The sequence below is a fragment of the Clostridium sp. MCC344 genome, from assembly GCF_018785365.1.
Classification (GTDB): Bacteria; Bacillota; Clostridia; order Lachnospirales; family Lachnospiraceae; genus Pilosibacter.
This window is the reverse complement of the sequence record NZ_WQPQ01000023.1, coordinates 186,064-207,948: the sequence shown is the minus strand read 5'-3', so window position 1 is coordinate 207,948 and position 21,885 is coordinate 186,064. Positions and strand designations below refer to the sequence as shown.

The 21,885-nt window shown below is 49.6% G+C and carries 15 protein-coding genes; 4 read left to right on the top strand and 11 right to left on the bottom strand.

What is annotated here, in order from left to right; translation table 11 throughout:
* Window positions 1-527: 527 nt before the first annotated feature.
* The 6 genes from GPK90_RS07950 to GPK90_RS07925 all read right to left on the bottom strand — a co-directional run bounded on the left by GPK90_RS07950 (window position 528) and on the right by GPK90_RS07925 (window position 8,907).
* Entirely contained in the window at window positions 528-2,072 is a 1,545-nt protein-coding gene (locus GPK90_RS07950; protein WP_118530851.1) for a sensor histidine kinase, read from the bottom strand.
* Window positions 2,069-2,749: a response regulator transcription factor gene (locus tag GPK90_RS07945; RefSeq protein ID WP_118297147.1), complete on the bottom strand. Its 681-nt coding sequence runs from the start codon at window positions 2,747-2,749 to the stop codon at window positions 2,069-2,071. The genes GPK90_RS07950 and GPK90_RS07945 overlap by 4 nt, the downstream gene beginning before the upstream one ends.
* Before the next feature lie 173 nt (window positions 2,750-2,922).
* A complete protein-coding gene (aspS, locus tag GPK90_RS07940) occupies window positions 2,923-4,719 on the bottom strand; it encodes an aspartate--tRNA ligase (protein ID WP_118322537.1) in 1,797 nt (598 codons plus the stop codon).
* Between the two features lie 60 nt (window positions 4,720-4,779).
* A complete protein-coding gene (hisS, locus tag GPK90_RS07935) occupies window positions 4,780-6,045 on the bottom strand; it encodes a histidine--tRNA ligase (protein WP_118297149.1) in 1,266 nt (421 codons plus the stop codon).
* Between the two features lie 261 nt (window positions 6,046-6,306).
* Window positions 6,307-7,719, bottom strand: coding sequence for a YfcC family protein (locus tag GPK90_RS07930; protein WP_215702679.1), 1,413 nt, complete (start codon window positions 7,717-7,719; stop codon window positions 6,307-6,309).
* Window positions 7,720-7,731: 12 nt separating this feature from the next.
* Entirely contained in the window at window positions 7,732-8,907 is a 1,176-nt protein-coding gene (locus GPK90_RS07925; RefSeq protein ID WP_117471266.1) for a M20 metallopeptidase family protein, read from the bottom strand.
* A gap of 356 nt (window positions 8,908-9,263) precedes the next feature.
* Between GPK90_RS07925 and GPK90_RS07920 the strand changes: the two genes are divergently transcribed.
* The 3 genes from GPK90_RS07920 (at window position 9,264) to hemZ (ending at window position 13,839) form a co-directional block, all read left to right on the top strand.
* Window positions 9,264-11,549, top strand: a complete 2,286-nt coding sequence (locus GPK90_RS07920) for a RelA/SpoT family protein (RefSeq protein ID WP_215702678.1) — start codon at window positions 9,264-9,266, stop codon at window positions 11,547-11,549.
* A 191-nt stretch (window positions 11,550-11,740) separates the two neighbouring features.
* Window positions 11,741-12,385 (top strand): MBL fold metallo-hydrolase, encoded by a 645-nt coding sequence (locus GPK90_RS07915; RefSeq protein ID WP_118530861.1) that lies wholly within the window; start codon window positions 11,741-11,743, stop codon window positions 12,383-12,385.
* Entirely contained in the window at window positions 12,382-13,839 is a 1,458-nt protein-coding gene (gene hemZ, locus GPK90_RS07910) for a coproporphyrinogen dehydrogenase HemZ (protein WP_215702677.1), read from the top strand. Before GPK90_RS07915 ends, hemZ begins: the two co-directional genes overlap by 4 nt.
* A 309-nt stretch (window positions 13,840-14,148) precedes the next feature.
* Here the strand turns inward: hemZ and GPK90_RS07905 are convergent, their stop codons facing one another.
* From GPK90_RS07905 to glgB, 5 genes are all read right to left on the bottom strand, one after another.
* The gene (locus GPK90_RS07905; protein WP_215702676.1) at window positions 14,149-15,465 is read right to left on the bottom strand and encodes an MATE family efflux transporter; all 1,317 of its coding nucleotides are present in this window, start codon (window positions 15,463-15,465) and stop codon (window positions 14,149-14,151) included.
* Window positions 15,466-15,753: 288 nt separating this feature from the next.
* On the bottom strand, window positions 15,754-16,239 hold the full coding sequence (locus GPK90_RS07900) for a DUF340 domain-containing protein (RefSeq protein WP_118530867.1): 486 nt from the start codon (window positions 16,237-16,239) through the stop codon (window positions 15,754-15,756).
* A gap of 11 nt (window positions 16,240-16,250) precedes the next feature.
* Window positions 16,251-17,087, bottom strand: a complete 837-nt coding sequence (locus tag GPK90_RS07895; RefSeq protein WP_118530869.1) for a DUF3100 domain-containing protein — start codon at window positions 17,085-17,087, stop codon at window positions 16,251-16,253.
* A gap of 432 nt (window positions 17,088-17,519) precedes the next feature.
* Window positions 17,520-18,335, bottom strand: a complete 816-nt coding sequence (locus GPK90_RS07890) for a mechanosensitive ion channel family protein (protein ID WP_118530871.1) — start codon at window positions 18,333-18,335, stop codon at window positions 17,520-17,522.
* A gap of 51 nt (window positions 18,336-18,386) precedes the next feature.
* Window positions 18,387-20,801 (bottom strand): 1,4-alpha-glucan branching protein GlgB, encoded by a 2,415-nt coding sequence (gene glgB / locus GPK90_RS07885; RefSeq protein WP_215702675.1) that lies wholly within the window; start codon window positions 20,799-20,801, stop codon window positions 18,387-18,389.
* 420 nt (window positions 20,802-21,221) lie between these two features.
* Between glgB and lepB the strand changes: the two genes are divergently transcribed.
* Window positions 21,222-21,857, top strand: a complete 636-nt coding sequence (lepB, locus tag GPK90_RS07880) for a signal peptidase I (protein WP_118530873.1) — start codon at window positions 21,222-21,224, stop codon at window positions 21,855-21,857.
* Window positions 21,858-21,885 lie beyond the last annotated feature (28 nt).

Here is a 21,885-nt window from a genome sequence, read left to right as displayed (position 1 = left end):
TTAGCTTGGCTAATTTTTAAACCGTTCTACTGTTTTGTTAGGTTTTGTTCTGAATGTTCTCATTCATGGTCTAAACCAAAAGACCATTTTTATAAGAATTTTCAGAGTTTTACATACTGTTCAGTTTTCAAGGAACTTTGTTTCGTTGTCACTTTCATTCTCAGTGGCAACTCATTTATTCTATCATACCGTTTCCGGTTTGTCAAGAACTTTTTAAAACTTTTTTGAGTGATTAAGAAGTTTTCTTAATGGCTCTTAATAAGTTTTGCCCTGTTTCTCAAGGCGAGTATTATAATATCAAATCCCCGTCCAAAAGTCAACCATTTTTTACATGTTTTTTCGCTTTTCTTTACATCTTTTACGGTGTTGTTACGCATGTGTTTCATTTTTACAACATATAGTATATGTTATCCGTTATCATGTACCATATATGCTCATCTATTCATATTTTCACAGATTCCCGGACTGCAAAAAAGAACCCGGGTTCACATCCAAAATGTTCCGGGTTCTCTTTCTTCCATATATATTTATGAATTTCTTCCGTCCAGCGTGAACCAGAATTCAACACCATTCTCCCAGTTCTTTACGCCATACTGCTGGTTGTGCGCATCCATGATCGCCTTGACGATCGAGAGACCGATTCCGGTTCCTCCGTATGCGCGGGTTCTCGCCTTATCGACTTTATAGAACTTTGTCCAGAGATTCGGGATCGCCTCCTCCGGGATCGGAGTTCCGGTATTGAAGACAGATACACGGACGAGTCCGTTCTCCGGGATCATCCTGATGATGATCTTTTTCTCGCCGTCAATGTGGTGGATCGCATTGCTCAGATAGTTGGTAACTACCTGCTCGATCTTAAACTCGTCCGCCCAGACATAGACCGGTGTCTGATCGTCGAACTCCACCTGGATCTGGTTCTGCTCAATGAGGATCTTTGACGCATTCACAACGCCTTTGATCAGTTCCGTCAGGTTAAAGCGGTCCATCACCGGCTTGTCGTTTCCGCTCTCGAGAGAAGAGAGTGTCAGAAGCTGTTTTACCATCTGATTCATCTTGTTGGCTTCATCCACGATGACATCGCAATAGTAATCACGGCTCTCTTTCTCCTCTCCCATTCCTTCCTGAAGTCCCTCCGCGTATCCCTGGATCAGGGCGATCGGAGTTTTCAGTTCATGGGAGACATTGGCGATGAATTCTTTTCGCATCTCATCGATCTTTGTCTTTTCCTCAATATCCTTCGTGAGCTGGTTATTTGCGGATTTCAGTTCTGAGATCGTCTCTTCCAGGCGTTCTGACAGCGTGTTCATGCTGTTGCCAAGGACCTGGATCTCCTCCATCTCATGCTTTTCCGGCTCATATTTCGCTTCGAAATCGAGATTCGACATCCGCTCAGAGAGGTTTGACAGGCGGTAGATCGGTTTTGAGATCTGTCGCGCTGTCAGGTAGATGACCAGACCTCCGATCGCCGCTGCGATGATTCCCACATAGAGCAGGAACTGGTTTGCAAGCCGGACGCTCTCCCCGACGCTCGAGAGCGGCGCACTCATGATGAAGGCCGTGCTGTTGTCCGTGAAAAAGCCCCAGCTTTCCAGGTACATACTCTCGCGCTGCGGGTCGTACGTCTTCTGGATCTTGTACTGTTCGTTTTCTTCCAGGATCGTATACTTTGCCTTTGCCCAGCCGAAGATATACCGGTCCACGCGGTCTTTTAAGAACTTCGTATCCCGGGACGTCGAGTAGACCGTCGCGTCCTCCGTGCTGTTATCAATGATCAGGACCGAAACATTCGCACTGTCGCTGAAGTTCCGGATCAAGCGCTGTAAGTTTCCTTCCGTGATGTTTCCGTTCGCGTCGCGATCGCGCTCCATCGCTTCCTCGATCGTGATCCCGTTGTCTTTATTCTCCGCGATCTGGGCATCGATCGCCGTGTACATGGCATTTAATGCCTGGACTTTCTTCGTCACATAGAAGTCTTCCAGGTACCACTTGTTGACGCCCCAGATCACAGCCAGGATCACCGCGATCAGTCCAATGAACGTAACCGTCAGACGGGAACGTACCGATTTCATCATGCATCCACCTCGAGTTTATATCCCATGCCCCAGATGGTCTTGATGTTGTCGCCTTTCGGACCAAGTTTGCTTCTCAGCTTCTTGACATGTGTATCGATCGTTCTCGCATCACCGAAATAGTCATAGTTCCAGACATTATTCAGAATCTTTTCTCTGGAAAGCGCAATTCCTTTGTTTTCCATAAAGTAGGTGAGCAGCTCGAATTCCTTGTTGCTCAGATCCACAGGTTTTCCGTCGACTGTCACCTCGTGGGCGTCCTTGTCCACGCGGATTCCGTCCGCCTCCAGGATCTCGCCGGTCGCCACTCCGTTTCTACGGCGCAGGATCGCCTCGATCCTTGCAACAAGAATCTTCGGGCTGAACGGTTTTGAGATATATTCGTCCACGCCGAGCTCGAAGCCGAGAAGTTCATCTCTCTCTTCACTTCTCGCTGTCAGCATGATGATCGGAACCTGCGAGTAGCGGCGGATCGTTTTGCAGACCTCCCAGCCGTCCATCTTCGGCATCATGACATCCAGGATCACAAGGCTGATATCCTTTTCTTTAAAGAAGATATCGATCGCCTCCTCGCCGTCCCCTGCTTCCAGAACACGGTATCCTTTGATCGTCAGGAAGTCCTTTACGAGCTTGCGCATTCTCTCTTCATCGTCGACCATAAGTACTTTTATTGCATCCATGAGTATTACCTCCGTATCTATTGTCTCACAAATTTCCTATAGAATAGAAAAATCCCACTTATCATCAGCTATATTTTAGCAGATAATAAGTGGGATTTCTATAAGTTCACGAACATTTCACAAAGGGATATTTCCGTTGTTCACGGGCATTTCTCTGGATGAAATTTCTCGTTTTATTCTTCTTCCTTCTTCTCCACGATCGCGATATCGAGATCCTCAAGCTGCTTCGGATCTACCGGAGCCGGAGCTTCCATCATGAGGCAGGATGCGTCTTTTACCTTCGGGAAGGCGATGACGTCACGGATGCTGTCTGCGCCTACCATGAGCATAACGACACGGTCGAGACCGTATGCGAGACCAGCGTGCGGCGGTACTCCGTACTTGAACGCGTCAAGAAGGAAACCGAACTGCTCTCTTGCTCTCTCTTTTGTGAAGCCGAGAACTTCGAACATCTTCTCCTGGATGTCATCCTGGTGAATACGGACGGATCCGCCGCCGAGCTCGGTACCGTTTAATACGATATCGTATGCTTTCGCGCGGACTGCACCCGGATCGGTGTCGATAAGTGGAAGGTCTTCCTCCATCGGCATTGTGAATGGGTGGTGCATTGCAACATAACGTCCCTCTTCCTCAGAGTACTCTAAGAGCGGGAACTCGGTTACCCACAGGAACTTGAAGTCGTCTTTCTTTAAGAGGTCTAACTGTCTTGCGATCTCGAGACGGAGATTTCCAAGAACATCGAATACAACTTTATTCTTGTCTGCTGCGAAGAACAGAAGGTCGCCCGGCTGTCCATCCATAGCCTTTACAAGAGCATCTAACTCTTCCGGCTTCATGAACTTGCCGAAGGAGCACTTGTAGGAACCATCCTCGTGAATTGCGAGGTATGCAAGTCCCTTTGCACCGAAGCCCTTTGCGTACTCAACGAGAGCATCGATCTTCTTTCTCGGCATTCCAGCCTGTCCGTTTGCGTTGATACCGCGGACAGAACCGCCGTTCTCAAGAGCGCTCTTGAATACAACGAACTCACAGTCTTTTACGACGTCAGATACATTCTTTAATTCCATGCCAAAACGCATATCCGGCTTATCGGAACCGAAACGGTCCATCGCCTCGCGCCATGTCATACGAAGGATCGGAGTCTGGACATCCACGTTGCAGATCTCCTTGAAGAGTTTCTTTAAGAGTCTCTCATTGACTTCGAGAACGTCTTCCACGTCAACGAAGGATAACTCCATATCGATCTGTGTGAACTCCGGCTGACGGTCTGCACGGAGGTCCTCGTCACGGTAGCATCTTGCGAGCTGGAAGTAACGGTCCATACCGGAGCACATTAATAACTGTTTTAATAACTGCGGAGACTGCGGAAGAGCATAGAACTCGCCCGGATGTACACGGCTCGGTACGAGGTAGTCTCTCGCGCCTTCCGGTGTACTCTTAATAAGAGTCGGTGTCTCGATCTCAAGGAAACCTTCATCTGCAAGGAACTGGCGGACCATAGTTGCCACGCGGCTTCTTGTCATGATGTTTCTCTGGAGATCCGGACGGCGGAGGTCAAGATAACGATATTTTAAGCGGAGATCTTCTTTTGTCTTGCTGTTCTCCTCGATCGGGAACGGCGGTACCTCGGACTCAGAGAGGATTCTTAAAGATTTCGCTCTCATCTCGATCGTACCTGTCTTTAAGTTCGGGTTTGCTGCGCCGGAACGCTTTTCGATCGTGCCGACAACCGCCACTGTGAACTCACTTCTTAATTTTTCAGCTTTTGCGAAGCTCTCAGCGCCGCAGTCGCTCTCCTCAAAGATGATCTGGATGATTCCGGAACGGTCACGAAGGTCGGTGAAAATGATCCCGCCTTTGTTTCTGCTCTTCTGGACCCATCCCATAAGTGTCATTTCCTGGCCTACGTTTGCCTCTGTGACTTCAGCACAGCGGCAGGAACGCTTTAAGCCTGCCATTGATTCTGCCATGATTTTCCTCCTGAAACAGCCAGGATGTCAACGATCCCAACTGAATGTATTATGGTATATTTAGTGTTTTAAGTCTTCCTTATAGAATTCCTTAAACTCACTGTAGCCTTCTTTTCCAAGCTGTTCCTTCTGGAACTTCTTGTTCTTGTTCATCTGTGCGACAAGGATGATCTTTCCTTCCTTGCGGGCCGCCATCGCCTCTTTCATGATGGAAGCAAGTTTCTCGGAGCTCATGCCCTTTTCAAAGAGCCATGCCTCTTTCTCGTTGCCGCCCGGAACGGTAAATCCGTTGTCGAGAAGAATGGTAACAATACGCTCAAATCCGATGGAGAAACCGCAGGCCGGTGTGTCCATGCCTGTGAATTTTCCGATCATCTTGTCATATCTTCCGCCACCGGCTACGGAACCTCCGAAGCCTTCCATGGAAACCTCGAAGATGGTTCCTGTGTAGTAGCCCATTCCGCGGACTAAAGTCGGATCAAATGCAAGTTTGAAGCTTCCATCGGAAACCTCGCCGACTGTCTCCATGATCTGCGCAAGGTTCTCCGCAGCGCCGTCCTCTAAAACGCCTGCAAGGATCTCGCCCATGCGGCGGACGCCCGCTGCATCGTTTGTTGCCTGACTCATCAGATCCAGGTATTTATCGGCTGTCTCCTCGGAGTAGCCGTTTTCGATGAGTTCTGCCTTTACGCCGTCGGTACCGATCTTGTCCATCTTGTCGACCGTGATGAATACTTTATCGATATCTTCCTCCGGGAAACCGCTGTATACAGCCATCGCACGGAGAAGCTTTCTGTCGTTCACGCGGACCTCAAAGCTGTTGTCCGGGCAGATCTTCTTTAACGCTGTCGTCGTCGCAAGGATCAGCTCGATCTCAGCCTGGTTCGTCGCATCACCGAGAATATCGATATCGCACTGGACGAACTGTCTGAAACGGCCTTTCTGCGGACGGTCTGCACGCCATACGCTGCCGACCTGGAGTGCCTTGAACGGGGACGGCAGGTTTGCAGAGTTATTGGAATAATATCTGGATAACGGAAGTGTCAGATCGTAGCGGAGTCCGCCGTCTGCCAGGTCGTTTTCTGTCTCTGCTGTCTCGATGTTTAATTTCTCGCCGCGCTTTAAAATCTTGAAGATCAGCTTCTCATTGTCGCCGCCCTGTTTGCTCAGGAGGTTCTCAATGTGCTCCACGCATGGAGTCTCGATCGCGGAGAATCCGAAGCCGCGGTAAGTCTCTTTGATCTGGTTCAGCACATAATCCCGGATCTGCATCTCTGCCGGGAGAATATCTTTCATGCCGGTGACCGGCTTTTTCTTTAATGCCATAAAGGTACCTCTGTTTCTCTCTTTATCGCGCAATTTCACGCCTACGTTCACCATAATACGCTGATTGCCTTAGGTTTTCAAGGGTTTTTTCTTTCCTTAATAAAAGTATTATATTTTTCAGGCTATGATAAGTCAACTCATTTTACGAGATTTCCCCCGGACTCAGTCAAAAGCTCTGTCGGATCATCTGTCCCATGCATAAAAAGAAAAAGGACTTCCAACAGGGAACGGAAGTCCTTTTTCCTTATATTATATGTTTTCCTACAGTCCGGTCCAGCCGATGCTCTGTAAGACCGTTAAGGATACGAATGAGAGGATCACCTGGCATCCGAGGAGCGGCATGAGCCACTTTGCGTATTTTGTCCAGTCTGTCTTTGCGATCGCGAGGGAACCCATCAGAGTACCTGCTGTCGGGAAGAGGCAGTTGGAGAAGCCGTCACCGAACTGGAATGCCTGTACAGCAACCTGTCTTGTGATGCCTGCAAGATCAGCAACCGGAACCATAAGCGGCATAACTGCTACAGCCTGTCCGGAACCGGACGGAATGAAAAGGTTGATAATCAGGTTTGCGACGAACATGAAGTTCGCTCCGAGGATGGAACCCATTCCGGACATCGGGATGGACAGCCAGTAAACGATCGTATTTAAGATGTTTCCGCTTGCAAGGATCACAGAAATACCATTTGCGAAGCCGACAATGAACGCGGCGTTTACCATCTTGGAACAGCCACCGATAAATACCTTCGTTGTTCCGTTGATACCCATACCATTGAGAAGGCCAACAACAACCGCAAGTGTAAAGAATGTAGCTGCGATCTGATCATAGCTCCATTTATATTTTACAGAGCCAACCAGGATTGCCGCAACCGCTACGACAAGACCGATCAGGCTGATCAGGTGCTTCGTTGTTAAATGTGCTTCGATCGCCTTCGCTCCATCTTTTCCTGCGCCCATGCTGTCAGATTCACTCCTGCCAGCTTCATAGTTTAAGCTCTTCTTCGGATCCGCCTTGATGGTTTTCATGTAACGGATCGTAAAGAAATAGCAGATCGCGAAGTTGATGATGTTTAATACGACACGGACACTGAAACCGGAGAAGATCGGGAGCTCCGCGATCGGCTGTGCAGTACCGATAGTGGAGGCGTTCGCCCAACCTACGTTGAATCCGGAATAAGCGCCTATATATACAAGCAGGAAGCCTGTGAAGGAATCATACCCTAAGTTTGTTGCAAGGATGATTCCGATCGGGATCAGGGCAACGACCGCGTTTGCGAAAACGCCTGCTGCGCCGCCGATGGACATGAATGCCATTACTAAGAATACAAGTACGTTTACATTTAAGTTCTGCTTGGAAGCAAGTTTTCCGAACGCAGCGTGGATCGCTCCTGTCTTTTCAAGGACCTCAACGCCACCGCCGACAAACATGACCATGACCATTAACTTTGCGGCTTTGTAGAATCCCTGTACGACTGCCATGATAGTTGCCCACGGACCGACCGGGGAAGCTTCTACGGTGTGATAGGTACCTGCGATAACCTTGTTTAAGTTGCCCACTTTCTCTGTGTCGAATTCACCTGCCGGAACGATCCAGGTCAGGATGGCGCAGACGATCATGAGCATGAATAACAGTGCACATGTACTTGGGATCTGCAGCTTTTTCTTGTTGTTTTCCATAAGTATTCTCCTTTATCTTAAGAAATCTCTCGCGTACTGGATGATGACGGATGCGCCTGTGCGGATGCACTTCTCATCGAATACGTTTTTAGAGTTATGAAGACCGTGTCTGGAATTCGGATCCTCGTTATTTCCGGATCCTAAGCGGAACTGTGCGCCCGGTCCGAACTTCGGGAAGAGAACAGAAAAGTCCTCGGAACCCATTGACGGATTCTTCACGTAGGAAACATGGTCAGCACCGATGGTCTTTGCAGCGGCCTCAGCAACTGCCTCGATGATGGAATCGTCATTTACGAGCGGCGGAACTCCGATTTCCCATTCAACCTCCGCAGTTCCTCTCATGGACTCGGCGCAGCCTTTTACGACGCGGTCGATGGCAGCCATCATTTTTTTGCGGCAATCCGGATCAAGGCTTCTCAGTGTTCCATGCATCTCCACATAATCCGGGATGATATTGTTTACTGTTCCGCCGTGGATGCTGCCGATGGTAAGGACGCCCGGATATACCGGATAGTTTTCACGGGAGATCACGGTCTGAAGCTGTGTGATCACATAACCGGAGATTACGACCGGATCGATGCAGTTTTCCGGATGAGCGCCATGTCCGCCCTTTCCTTTGATCTTGATATTAAAGAAATCATTGGACGCGTTTGCCGGTCCCTTTTTTAATCCGATGCTTCCGGCATCGATCTCCGGTGATACGTGGAGACCGATAAATGCGTCCGGTTTCGCAACCTGCGTGAAATTGCAGTCGACAAGCTCTCCGGCTCCCATATGCTCTTCTGCCGGCTGGAAGATCAGCATGACCGTTCCGGCAAGCTCCTCACGGATCTCTGATAATACCTTCGCGCAGTAGAGAAGCACGGTTGTGTGGATATCATGTCCGCAGGAATGGCAGGCACCATCATTCTCGGAGGCGAACGGAAGTCCTGTGAGTTCCTTCATCGGAAGTGCGTCGATATCCTCGCGGATCGCAACGGTTTTTCCCGGTTTTCCGCCGCGGATAACGGCAACAACGCCGGTCTTCATCCCGATCTCAGCGATCTCCACACCGTATTCCGTCAGTTTTTCGCGGATGAACTCCGTTGTCTTATATTCCTTGTTGCTGAGTTCCGGATGTCTATGAATATGCCTGCGAATGGCAATCATTTCATCTTCATACTTTGCTGTGAGACTCATTGTATCCATATTAGAGTACCCCTTTCTAATTTATTTATAAAATTTTAACATTTCCATTATGATACATTGTTCTTTAAAGTTCAACCACTTTAATTCGGTAGCACTATAAGAATAAGATATGTCTGTCATAGACATTTTATATTCTGAATCAGGAACGCCCCGTATAAGAGTCCCCGGATCAGGGAATCCTTCCGGAAAGCAGCGGTCTAAAACCGCAACAAAACGATTGCAATTTATGCCAAAAAATTTTATAATGATTGGTATATTTCAGGAGTGTCTGCTTTTGTCGAAAATACCGGGAAAACGACGGATTTATGCGGCGGACATGACCGGATGGTACGCTAAAAATGAAGGTGGGAGATTTTATGGAAGAAAACAAACTGAAAACGATCGAAAGCGAGCTGGAAGCGCCTGCTGATTTCACAAGTCCTGATGTTCTTTACCGGGATCTTGTTGCCAGCATCAGAAAGTACCATCCGTCCGATGATCTGAGCATGATCGAGAAGGCATATCAGCTTGCGGATAATGCCCATAAAGACCAGAAGCGAAAATCCGGAGAACCGTACATTATCCATCCGCTCTGTGTGGCGATCATCCTCGCGGATCTCGAGATGGATAAAGAGACGATCGCAGCCGGACTTCTCCACGACGTGGTGGAGGATACCGTGTATACAGAGGAACAGCTCGCCGAGATATTCGGAAAAGAGGTTGCCCTCTTAGTCGACGGTGTTACAAAGCTGACCCAGTTATCCTGGTCGGCGGATAAGGTGGAAATGCAGGCGGAGAACTTAAGAAAAATGTTCCTCGCCATGGCAAAAGATATCCGCGTCATTATCATCAAGCTTGCGGACCGTCTCCACAATATGCGGACGCTTCAGTATATGCGCCCTGAAAAACAGAAGGAGAAGGCGAGAGAGACCATCGAGATCTACTCTCCTCTTGCTGACAGACTCGGTATTTCCAAGATCAAGATCGAACTGGATGACCTTGCGTTACGGTATCTCGAGCCAAATGTATACAAAGAACTGGAAGAAAAGATCGCCCTGACAAGCGAAGCGCGCCAAAAATTCATCGATGACATTATCGCCGAGATCAAGACCCACATGGAAAATGCTGAGATCAGGTGCGAGGTCAACGGACGCGTCAAGCACTTCTTCAGTATTTATAAAAAGATGTTAAACCAGCACAAGACGCTGGACCAGATCTACGATATCTTCGCGGTCCGCATCATCGTGGACTCCGTAAAAGACTGTTACGCGGCTCTGGGTGTGATCCACGAGATGTACAAACCGATCCCCGGCCGTTTTAAAGATTATATCGCGATGCCGAAGCCGAATATGTATCAGTCCTTACATACGACACTGATCGGCACAAACGGCCAGCCATTTGAGATCCAGATCCGTACCTTCGAGATGCACCGTACAGCGGAATATGGTATCGCTGCCCACTGGAAATATAAAGAGAGCGGCAGCGGACAGGTTGCTGCCGGTGATGAGGCGAAGAAGTTAAGCTGGCTGCGTCAGATCCTCGAGTGGCAGCAGGATATGTCCGACAACAAGGAATTCTTAAATGCCATCAAGAGCGACCTCGATATGTTCTCCGACAGCGTGTACTGTTTTACACCGACCGGAGACGTAAAGGCACTGCCAAGCGGCTCCACACCGATCGACTTTGCTTACTCGATCCACACGGCTGTCGGAAACAAGATGGTGGGCGCGAGAGTCAACGGAAAGCTCGTAAATATTGACTATGTGATCCAGAATGGTGATCGGATCGAGATCATGACATCCCAGAATTCCAAGGGACCAAGCCGTGACTGGTTAAATATCATCAAGAGCAGCCAGGCGAGAAACAAGATCAACGCCTGGTTCAAGCAGGAGCGGAAGGCTGACAATATCTTAAAAGGCCGCGAAATGATCGACCGCTACTGTAAGGCAAAGGGGATCAACTTCTCCGATATCAATAAGCCGGAGTTTGTGGATAAAGTATTAAAGCGCTACGCCTTTCAGGACTGGGATTCCGTTCTGGCATCCGTCGGACACGGCGGATTAAAAGAGGGGCAGGTCATCAACAAGATGATCGAGGAGCGCACAAAGAAGCTGAAACGCGAAGTAACCGACGCGACGATCCTTGATGCCATCGGCGAGAATAACAAACCGGCGGTAGTTCCGATCAGAGGCAGCAAGTCAAAGAGCGGCATCATCGTAAAAGGCATCCATGACCTTGCGGTTCGTTTCTCCAAGTGCTGTAGCCCGGTTCCGGGTGACGAGATCGTTGGTTTCGTGACGAGAGGCCGCGGAATTACGATCCACAGAACCGACTGCATCAACGTCTTAAATCTCCCGGAGATTGAGAGAAGCCGCCTGATCGACGCGGAGTGGCAGGGCGTTGAGGAGGACAACAGTGCCGCGACCTACTCCACAGAGATCTCGATCTTCGCGAACAACCGGATCGGCATGTTCGTGGATATCTCCAAGATCTTCACAGAACGCGAGATCGATATCAAGGCCATGAGCTCCCGCGTGAACAAGCAGGGCAAAGCGACGATCACCATGAGCTTCGATATCCATGGAATCGAAGAATTAAACAACCTGATGGCAAAGCTGCGCCAGATCGACGGCGTGCTGGATATTGAGAGAACCACGGGCTGATAAAAATTTAGATAACTCTGCATTCAGGTGTGTGAAAGTGCGCCGTGAGTGCGGTGATAGAGGTCTGCCGGAGGTACTACGGACGGCAGGCCTTTTTATACACGAATGTTTGAAAACCACAGCAGAAAACTGTACCGGCATAAAGGCGAAATACTTCTCTTTATGCTGTTGAAAATGGAGGAAAGTAAACTATGAGCGAGATCCGCATCAAGACTCTGGTAGTCGGCATGGTTGGAACCAACTGCTATCTGGTCTATGATCATGAGACAAAACGAGCTGCCGTTATCGATCCGGGCGATGGCGCCGGTCAGATCGCCAATATGGCGATATCCCTGGGGTTAAAGCCGGAAGCGATCCTTCTGACCCACGGTCACTTCGACCATATCATGGCGGCAAAGGAACTGAAGGAGACCTGGAATGTACCGATCTACGCATGCGAAAAGGAGATCGATGTCCTGACGGATGGCCGAAAGAGTCTCGTGGCAGGCTATTTCAGAGAACCGTACACGATCACACCGGATGTCACCGTGAAGGAGGGTGACGAGCTTTCCATCGCCGGATTTACATGGAAAGTATTTGAAACACCGGGACACACCATCGGTTCCTGCTGTTACTATATCGAAAAAGAATCTGTTCTCTTCTCCGGAGATACCCTGTTTGCAGGCTCCTACGGCCGCACAGATTTCCCGACGGGAAGCGGACGCCAGATCGCCGAGTCTGTAAGACGTCTACTCTCCACACTGCCGGACGACACCATGGTCTATCCGGGGCATATGGACACGACTACCATCGGTTTTGAAAAGAAGTATAATCCTCTTTCGGGGGCAATGGAATGATTGGAATTTTATTGAACGATACTGCTTATGAGCAGGATATCCGGGAGCTTTTGATGGCGTTTTATCCGGGTGAGACTTTTGTCCATGAGAAACAGGAAGACGTGGATTTTTACGTGGAGGGAACCTGCTCGCAGAATGCGGATGAGACAAAATTTGGCTTGAAGATCACGGATCCGGCGGGCACCGTCGCAGATGAGGCCGTATTTCCGATCGACTACGATGTGCGGTTAAACGCAAAGACAACGATCAAGAAAGAGCTTTACGGCATGTTAAAAAAGCGGACGGGAAAAGAACTCCCCTGGGGGACTCTGACCGGTATCCGCCCAACAAAGATCGCCATGACGAGACTTGATCAGGGTGAGGATGAGGAGAGCATCCGTTCCTTCATGCGGAACATGTACCTGACAAGCAAAGAGAAGATCGACTTAAGTGTGGAGGTCGCAAAACGGGAGCGGGAGCTCTTAAGCCATATCGACTATGAGACGGGATACAGCCTCTATGTGGGAATTCCGTTCTGTCCGACCACCTGCCTCTACTGTTCCTTCACCTCCTACCCGATCGGCGCGTGGGAAAAGAAGGTTCATCTCTATCTTGAAGCGCTGTTTAAAGAATTAGACTATGTGGCAGAAAAGATGAAGGGACGTACTCTCGACACGGTTTACTTTGGCGGCGGAACTCCGACATCCTTAAAGGCCGAGGAACTGGACGCCCTGCTCACAAAGATCGAGAATACCTTTGACCTCTCAAAGGTACAGGAATTTACTGTGGAAGCCGGACGTCCGGACAGCATCACCGAAGACAAGTTCAAAGTTCTCCGTGCCCACAATATCTCCAGGATCTCCATCAATCCGCAGACGATGAAGCAGGCAACTCTGGATCTGATCGGACGCCACCACACCGTGGATATGGTGAAGGAAAAATTCCGCATGGCAAGAGATCTTGGCTTTGACAATATCAATATGGACCTCATCATCGGACTTCCGGAGGAAGATATCGATGACGTCCGCAGCACCATGGAGCAGGTCAGAGAGCTTGCCCCGGACAGCGTGACGGTCCACTCTCTCGCCATCAAGCGTGCGGCGAGACTCAATATCTTCAAGGAGCGCTACGCGAACTTAAAGATCCAGAACACTCAGGAGATGATCGATCTCACCGCGAAGTACGCCCGCGAGATGGGTCTTGAGCCGTATTACCTGTACCGTCAGAAAAATATGGCCGGAAATTTCGAGAATGTCGGCTATGCGGCACCCGGAAAAGCATGTATCTACAATATCCTCATTATGGAGGAAAAGCAGACCATCGTGGCTTGCGGTGCCGGAACCACCACGAAAGTCACGTTCCCGGCGGAAAACCGTCTGGAACGCGCGGAGAATGTGAAGGATGTAGCTTCCTATATCGAGAGGATCGACGAGATGATCGATAGGAAAGAGAAGCTGTTGAGTAAATTAGTTTAAATATGTCTGCTGCGCTGACCGCAGGATAGCGCAGATCAAACGATAGATCTGGGCATGCGGCAACAAAATACGCTGTACATGGGGTTCATTCTCCTGTACAGCGTATTTTTTAGATTCAACATTTTTTATTCTTATTTTGCAAAAGTTCTTTCTTTGTAACTTTTCTTGTAACTGTTCAGTCGGTCTGCGCACTTGCTGCGCTGACCGTAAGAAAACATAGGCTGGAAGGCAAAAATCCCATCAGCGAAGCTGATCTGGAATGGATTTTTGCACGTAACTATGAAGGTACTGAATAGTTACCTTTTCTTTTTACCAGGTCTTCCTCATGTATAAAAGTCCTGTGAGATCTGCCAGTATCCAGCCGATCGGGATCGCCATCCAGATTCCTGTCTCACCGAGGGATGTGGCAGAGAGCACGTAGGCCAGTAACACACGGATTCCGAGGGAGATCACTGTAAGCACCACAGACATCTCCGCCCTCTTGATCGCCCTGTAATATCCGTAAAGCAGGAACAGGCAGCCGATTCCAAAATAGAACGCGCCCTCGATCCTGAGATAACGGACGCCGGAGGCGATGACCGCCGTCTCTGCGGAGCTCACGAAGATCTGCATGAGCGGTGCCGCGAAGGCAAAGACCAGCGCTGAGATCACAAGGCTGAATGCCGTGCTGATGGCAAAGGATTCCTTTGTGCCGCGGCGGATCCGTTCTTTATTTCCCGCGCCGTAGTTCTGGGCAACGAAGGTCGAATAGGCATTTCCAAAGTCCTGAACCGGCAGATACGCGAAGGTGTCGATCTTTACTGCCGCCGCGAAAGCCGCCATGGTGGTGGCGCCAAAGCTGTTTACAAGCCCCTGCACCATGAGGATTCCGAAGTTCATAACCGACTGCTGCAGGCAGGTCAGGGAGGAAAGTCCTGCGATCTCCTTTAAGATTCCGCCGTCAAAGCAAAGATCCTTTCTCTCCGGAAGAAGGCTTCTGCATCGGAAAAGAACATAGAGCAGGATCCCGATTCCGGATACATACTGGGCAAAGATCGTCGCATAGGCCGCACCGGCGATTCCCCAACGGAAGACCGCCACAAATAAAAGATCCCACGCGATGTTCAAGATCGCGGATACCGCAAGAAACACCAGCGAAACCGTAGAGTTTCCCAGCGCCCTTAACAGGCAGGAGAAGAAATTATAGAGGGACGTGGCGAGCAGACCCGCGAAAATGATCAGCAGATACTCTCTCATACCGCCCCAGACCTCCTCAGGGACCCGTAAGAAGCTTAAGATCGGATCAATGAAAATATAGACAACTGCGTTCAAAACAAGCGTTACAGCAAGGATCAGGCCGCAGGCGTGGGCGATGGAGGACTTCAGTGCCCTCTCATCTCCTTTTCCCCTGTAAATGGAAAACAGTGCGCCGGAGCCCATGCTGAGCCCCAGAAAGATCGAGGTCAGGAATGTCATCAGCGTATACGACGAGCCGACCGCCGCCAGCGCATTTTTTCCGAGCACTCTCCCGATGATCAGGGTATCCGCAATATTGTAGAACTGCTGTAAAAGATTTCCTGCCATCATGGGCAGGGCAAATAAAAGAAGGGAGCGTGAGATGCTCCCCTTTGTAAGATCATGGTACATGGAAACTCACTCCGTTATCACAGATTTATAAACGTACTGCACAGATATTTCACTGCACCGTACAGTTCTTCCATCATAGCATGATTCCTGTTCTTTTACAAGGTGATCCCCACGGTCAAAGTCCTGTCAGCTTCCGCCGCGTTTTCATATAGACCGGTCACTCACAGCCATGTACCTTATCAGCACCGTCCTTTACGCAGGCGCAGACTTTGGCTCGTTGTTCGCGTAAACAAAAAGAAGGCAGAATCCACACCAGCTCGATTCTGCCTTCTGCTATTTTTATGTTGCTTAGATCACACCAGTCATCTTCAGAATGATCTGTGCGATGATCGTGGAGCCCAGGAATGTTCCTGCGAAAGTAAAGATCGCTACGATCACGATCGCAAGTCCCTGTTCCTTGAAGGTATCCACATCCTTGCCGATGGAAATTCCCGCATATGCAAGGATCGGAGTGCAGAGCGGAAGAAGTCCGATCTTTCCGATCTGTTCGATCGCGTAATCCGCGATCGGGCTGACACCCGGGATCGTGATCAGGATCGCAATAAATGAGATATAGGCGATCGCCGGAAGATTCTTCGGTGAAACCTTATTGATCAGCTCATAAATGATACAGCCCACCAGCGTGCATAAAAGAAGAAGCACGAGCCCGGGCACTGCCTCAAGCGGGGTTACCGGGTTTCCGGCCTTTGATGTACTGATAAAATTGCCGATGGATGCGAAGATGCATACAAGGACAAGACATTTGATTCTTTTAAACCATACTGCTGCGTCCATATGGATCCCTCCTATTCTTCCCCGGCTGCTTTAACTTTTACCTTAGCGCCGATCGGGAGTCCGTCTTTATAATGCCTGTTGTTCTTTGTGAACAGCTTATACATGAATTCACACATTGGAAGTGCGATGAAAAGACTCATATAAAGGCCATCCACACTGCTCAGCATATTTGAGGTCGCCGCGTAGGCAGTGATCTCCGCTTCCATATCCGGATATGCCTCAACGACTGCCGCAAGGCTGGCAGAAAGCATGGATGCGGAACCTGTTCCACACGCCATTCCAAGCGCGTACGGATGGAAGATATTTAAGGAGCAGAGGAGGGAAACAAAGATACCATTGAACATGGTTCCGAATACAGTGCCTGTGATATATCCGCCCATAACACCGATTCCCTCATCCGAATCAAGACCATATTTATCAGCAACAACCGCAAGGGAACTCTCTCTTGAAATAGAGAAGGACGTTCCGATTGCCGCGCGTCCCATATGGAATACAAATACAGCGATCGGAAGCGCTAAAACCGCGGTCCCCAGATTTCCGAACTCCTGAAGGATCAGCGCCGGTCCGGCTTTGACAACCGCGCCGAGGTTCGGTCCGATCGTGGACGCGATCTTCGCGGTCAGCATCATAACACTGATCCCGATATACGGAGACGCCTCCGACATCATCTTCTGCGGGATCATTTTTACGATTCCAAGGATCGCTCCGAGGATCAGAACGTACAGCATCGGAAACAGTGAGAACGACAAAGGCCCGAAACTGAATTTTTTGGTGCCGATAAATTCGGCGATTACGGTGAGTACGAAAGCAAGCGCATGGATACGCCAGTCAGCCATATGCTCTTTCATATTCAATCCCTCCTTTTCTTTTTCGGCAGCCGCATCGAAATCCAACAACTACCCTTTTTCGCCTCTGCATGTTTCACTTTTGCTGAAATCATGTACCTGTACCATGTCCGTTCAGACAAAAAACACGTCTCTTTTCCGCAAAAATTTGTCCGCAACGCAGAAACAATTTAACATTGATTCTATCAGATTCCCGGGAAAATGCAAGCATTTTTTGGCTTGTTTCGCGAAAAATACCGTGGTGATCAGGTACTGTATCACAGTATGCGATTTGTTTTTTCTATGTTTCATATTGTGGAATCTCTTTTGTATCATGGAATTTCCTGCTAAACAAAAAAGTTCCATCAGCCTTGTATTCAGCTGACAGAACTTTTTTATACGGTCTGTGCACGAGCCAGGAACATTATTCCCACATCATACTGATGGGTATCTTCTCTACTGTGACTCCTTCGTCAGTGTCACGTTCATATACTGATACGGGATCTCGATCCCTTCCCGGTCAAATGTGAGTTTGATCTCCTCCGTGATCGCCCATTTTGTTTTCCAATAGTCCTCACAGAGCACCCAGCCTCTCGCGCTCAAGTTCACGCTGCTGTCTCCGAGGCTGTCCACGATCACCTGGATATCCTGGTCTTTCATGATATATGGATTCTCCTCAAAGATCTGTTTCAGAACGTTTTTCGCCTTTAAGAGATCCGAGGAATATCCGATCCCGACGTTGATGATCAGGCGGCGTTTTCCCATTCTCGTGAGGTTTGTGAGCGGTGCGCTCGATACCGAGCTGTTCGGGATCGTGATCACGCGGTTGTCGATCGTCAAAAGTGTCGTGTATACAAGACCGATCGTCTCGACCGTTCCCTCACCTGCCGATGTGCTAATATAATCCCCGACCTTAAACGGTTTTAAGAGCAGGATCAGCGTTCCGCCTGCGAAATTTGAGAGTGTATTCTGCATCGCAAGGCTGAATGCCAGCGTTACGGTACCGATAACCGCAACGAAGGACGTTGTCTTGATCCCCAGCTGGTCCGCTGCCATGAACACCATGACTCCGAAGAGGACGGCGTGCAGCAGCATATCCAGAAACTTCTTTAACGTGATCTCCACGCCGGCGCGGTCCATGATCTGCCCTGCTGCGGTCCGGACCATCCGAATCACGCGGAGACCGACAAATACGATCACCGCGGTCCAGAAGATCCTGGTCCCGTATTTGATGGCCGTCGTAGTAAGAAAATCCAGTGTGTATTCTTTCATGTCTGTTTCCCTGCTGTTTTTCGGACATTTTCATGCCCTGTATTTTTCTGTCTATCCTTTGTTTCTTTTTCCCGTCTGGCTCTCCCGCGCCGTCTTTATGATCTGCCCGACTTTCTCAGAGATCACATCCAGCGGACTCGCCGGTATCTTTACGGACGGCTGCTTCGCCGGACGTTTTTTCTTTTCCGCCGGTTTCTTCTTTCCCGTCACAGGTTCTTCCTCATACGGGGTACAGGAGAATACCGCCACGGACACCGGAGCCAGGTTGATCACGATCGAGTTTTCTCTCGCGTCCCACTCCTCTTTCTTCGACATCTTGACTCTCGGATTTACCATGCCACTGCCGCCGAACTGCTTCGCGTCGCTGTTCAGGATCTCCTTGTACTTTCCGGCAAACGGAACTCCGAGGCGGAATTTCTCATGCTCCACCGGGACAAAGTTACAGACAAAGAGCAGTGTCTCCTCCGGTTTGTCCGTCTTTCTCTCGAAGATCACGATATTCTCGTCATTGTAAGTGCAGTTGATCCACTCGAAGCCTTCCGGCTCATAGTCCATTTTATAGAGAGCCGGCTGTGTGCGGTACAGGTGGTTTAACGCCTTCACATAATCCTTCATCTGGCTGTGGATATCGTACTTCAAGAGTCCCCATTCCAGACTCTCCTTCTCGTTCCACTCGTCCATCTGACCGAAATCCTGGCCCATAAAGAGCAGTTTCTTACCAGGATGCCCCATCATGAACCCATAGGCGGTACGGAGGTTTGCGAACTTTTTCTCCTGGGTGTCCCCCGGCATTTTTCCGGCCATGGAACCTTTTCCGTGGACCACCTCATCGTGTGAGAATACGAGAACAAACTTCTCACTGTATGCGTACAGCATGCTGAAAGTCAGCTCTCCATAATGGTCATGGCGGAAATACGGGTCGCACTGCATGTAATCAAGGAAATCATTCATCCAGCCCATATTCCACTTGAAGTCAAAGCCGAGTCCTCCGTCATTCTCATCGCCGGAAACCTTCGGCCATGCTGTGGATTCCTCCGCGATCAGGACTGCGCCCTCTGTGTCCCGTGCAAAGATGGAATTCAGGTGTTTCAGGAATTCCACCGCCTCCAGGTTCTCATTTCCGCCGTACATGTTCGCGATCCACTCGCCCGCGTTCTTTCCATAATCAAGATACAGCATGGATGCCACAGCGTCCATCCGGATCCCGTCGGCGTGAAACTCCCTCGCCCAGTATAAAGCGTTGGAGATCAGGAAGTTCGATACCTGCGGACGGCCGTAATTGTAGATCAGCGTTCCCCAGTGCGGATGTGATCCCTGGCGCGGGTCCTTGTGCTCGTAGAGACAGGTCCCGTCAAAGGCCGCGAGACCATGCGCATCACGCGGGAAATGGGCCGGAACCCAGTCGAGGATGACGCCGATCCCCTCTTTATGCATATAGTCCATAAACGCCTTAAAATCGTCCGGAGTCCCGAAACGACTCGTCGGCGCATAGTAACCGGTCACCTGGTAACCCCAGGACTCATCGAGCGGGTGCTCCATCACCGGGAGAAGCTCCACATGGGTGTAGCCCATCTCCTTGACGTAAGCAGCAAGTTTTTCCGCGATCTCCCTGTAATTATAAAACTGGCTGCCGTTGATGTCATCCCCATTTTCATCCTGAGCTACCGGTTTCTGCATCCAGGAGCCGAGATGGACCTCATAGATCGACATCGGCGAGTCCTTCAGCCGGTCTTTTGCCGCTTTTCTCTTTTCGATCCACTCGCCATCGTTCCACTGATAATCAGTCATATCCCAGATCACGGATGCCGTATTCGGTCGGAGCTCTGAGAAATTCGCATACGGATCCGCCTTTAACATCGGATCTCCCGCTTTTGTCTTGATCTCATATTTATAGATCGCACCCGGCTTCAGTCCCGGAATAAAGATCTCATAGATCCCAGACGGTCCGCGTTTTTTCATCTGGTGGCGTCTTCCGTCCCAGAAGTTGAAGTCGCCCACAACACTGACACGCATCGCATCCGGCGCCCAGACTGCAAAGTGCACTCCGGAGATCCCGGCTTCCACGGTCGGGTGCGCGCCAAACTTTTGATAGGAATCATAATAGATCCCGGCGCCGAATTTCTTTACTTCCTCCTCGGTAAACGCGGTGTAGAACTGGTAACTGTAGGGATCCACGATCTCCTCACTGTCCCCGTCCTCGTAAGTCACGAGAAAATGGTACGGCACTAACTCCAGACGGTCCTCAAGAAGGACTGCGAAGAATCCGTTCTCATCCGCCATCTCCATCGGAAAGCTTTCTTCCCCGATCTTTACGGAGACTTTCGCCGCATTCGGAAGGAACGCCTGGATCAGAAGTCCTTCCTTTATTACATGTTCCCCTAAAAGCCGTCCCGGATCGCTCGCCTCAGAATATACGAGTTCCTCGATCCCGGCCCAGTCCATCAGATCATATAAGATTTTTTCCATAAGCACTCCCCCTGTCGTGTTCCAATGCCGTTTTCCGGCATGGTCCACAAAGACCTGTCCATTTCTGGAATTTTCTGCGGCTGCGGATATCTGTTTCCTGATGTCCGAAGCCATTTTTTTCTTAACAATATTTTAGCATCATCATCTCTCTGATACAAGTGGCAGTATCGGCAAATATCCGTTTTTCCATCCTCATGGCGCTCCCGCATATTTTCCCATTAAAAAATTCCTTACCTTTTTCGAAATTCTCTTGCGAAACTTGACAATTTATCATAAACTCTTTATTGTATGTTGTGATGCCAGGGTCAAAAGTCCGGAAATCCGATGCCGGCTTGCCTGCAGGAAGATTTTTGAATCTGGGATCTGCCAAAAACAGGAATGTTTTTGAGTATATTAGTCAAACGAGGTTATCATCTTTATATGGAAAATAACGGAAAAGAAAAGAAAGAAAAAACAGGCTGGGTAGCGGAGCTGATCAGCTGGGTCCAGGTTCTTGTATCCGCCGCCGTCATTGCCTTCGTTCTCACGACTTTTGTCATCGCAAACAGTGAGATCCCGACCGGTTCCATGGAAAACACCATCATGGCAGGAAGCCGCGTCATCGGCTCCAGGCTGCACTACAAATTCGCAGATCCGGAACGCGGAGATGTCGCGATCTTCGTCTTTGGCTGGCAATGCCCGGAATGCAACGCCATCATCGAAGGCGACAAGCAGGATACCTGCCCGGCCTGCGGTTCCGAAGTTGGAAAACGTGGTCATACGATCTACTATGTAAAGCGTGTGATCGGTATGCCGGGTGATGTCATCGATATCATCGACGATAAGGTCTATCTGAACGGTTCCGACACTCCGCTCGACGAGCCGTATCTGGCAGAACCGATGAACCAGCATGAAACTTACCATTTTGAAGTTCCGGAAAACTGCTACTTTATGATGGGCGACAACCGAAATTATTCTCTGGATGCCCGCTACTGGCAGAATCACTACATTTCCAGAGACAAGATGGTTGCAAAGGTATTCTTCGAATACTTCCCGACACCGAAGGTAATCCACTAATCGGCAAAATCCGCGACCACAACGGTAT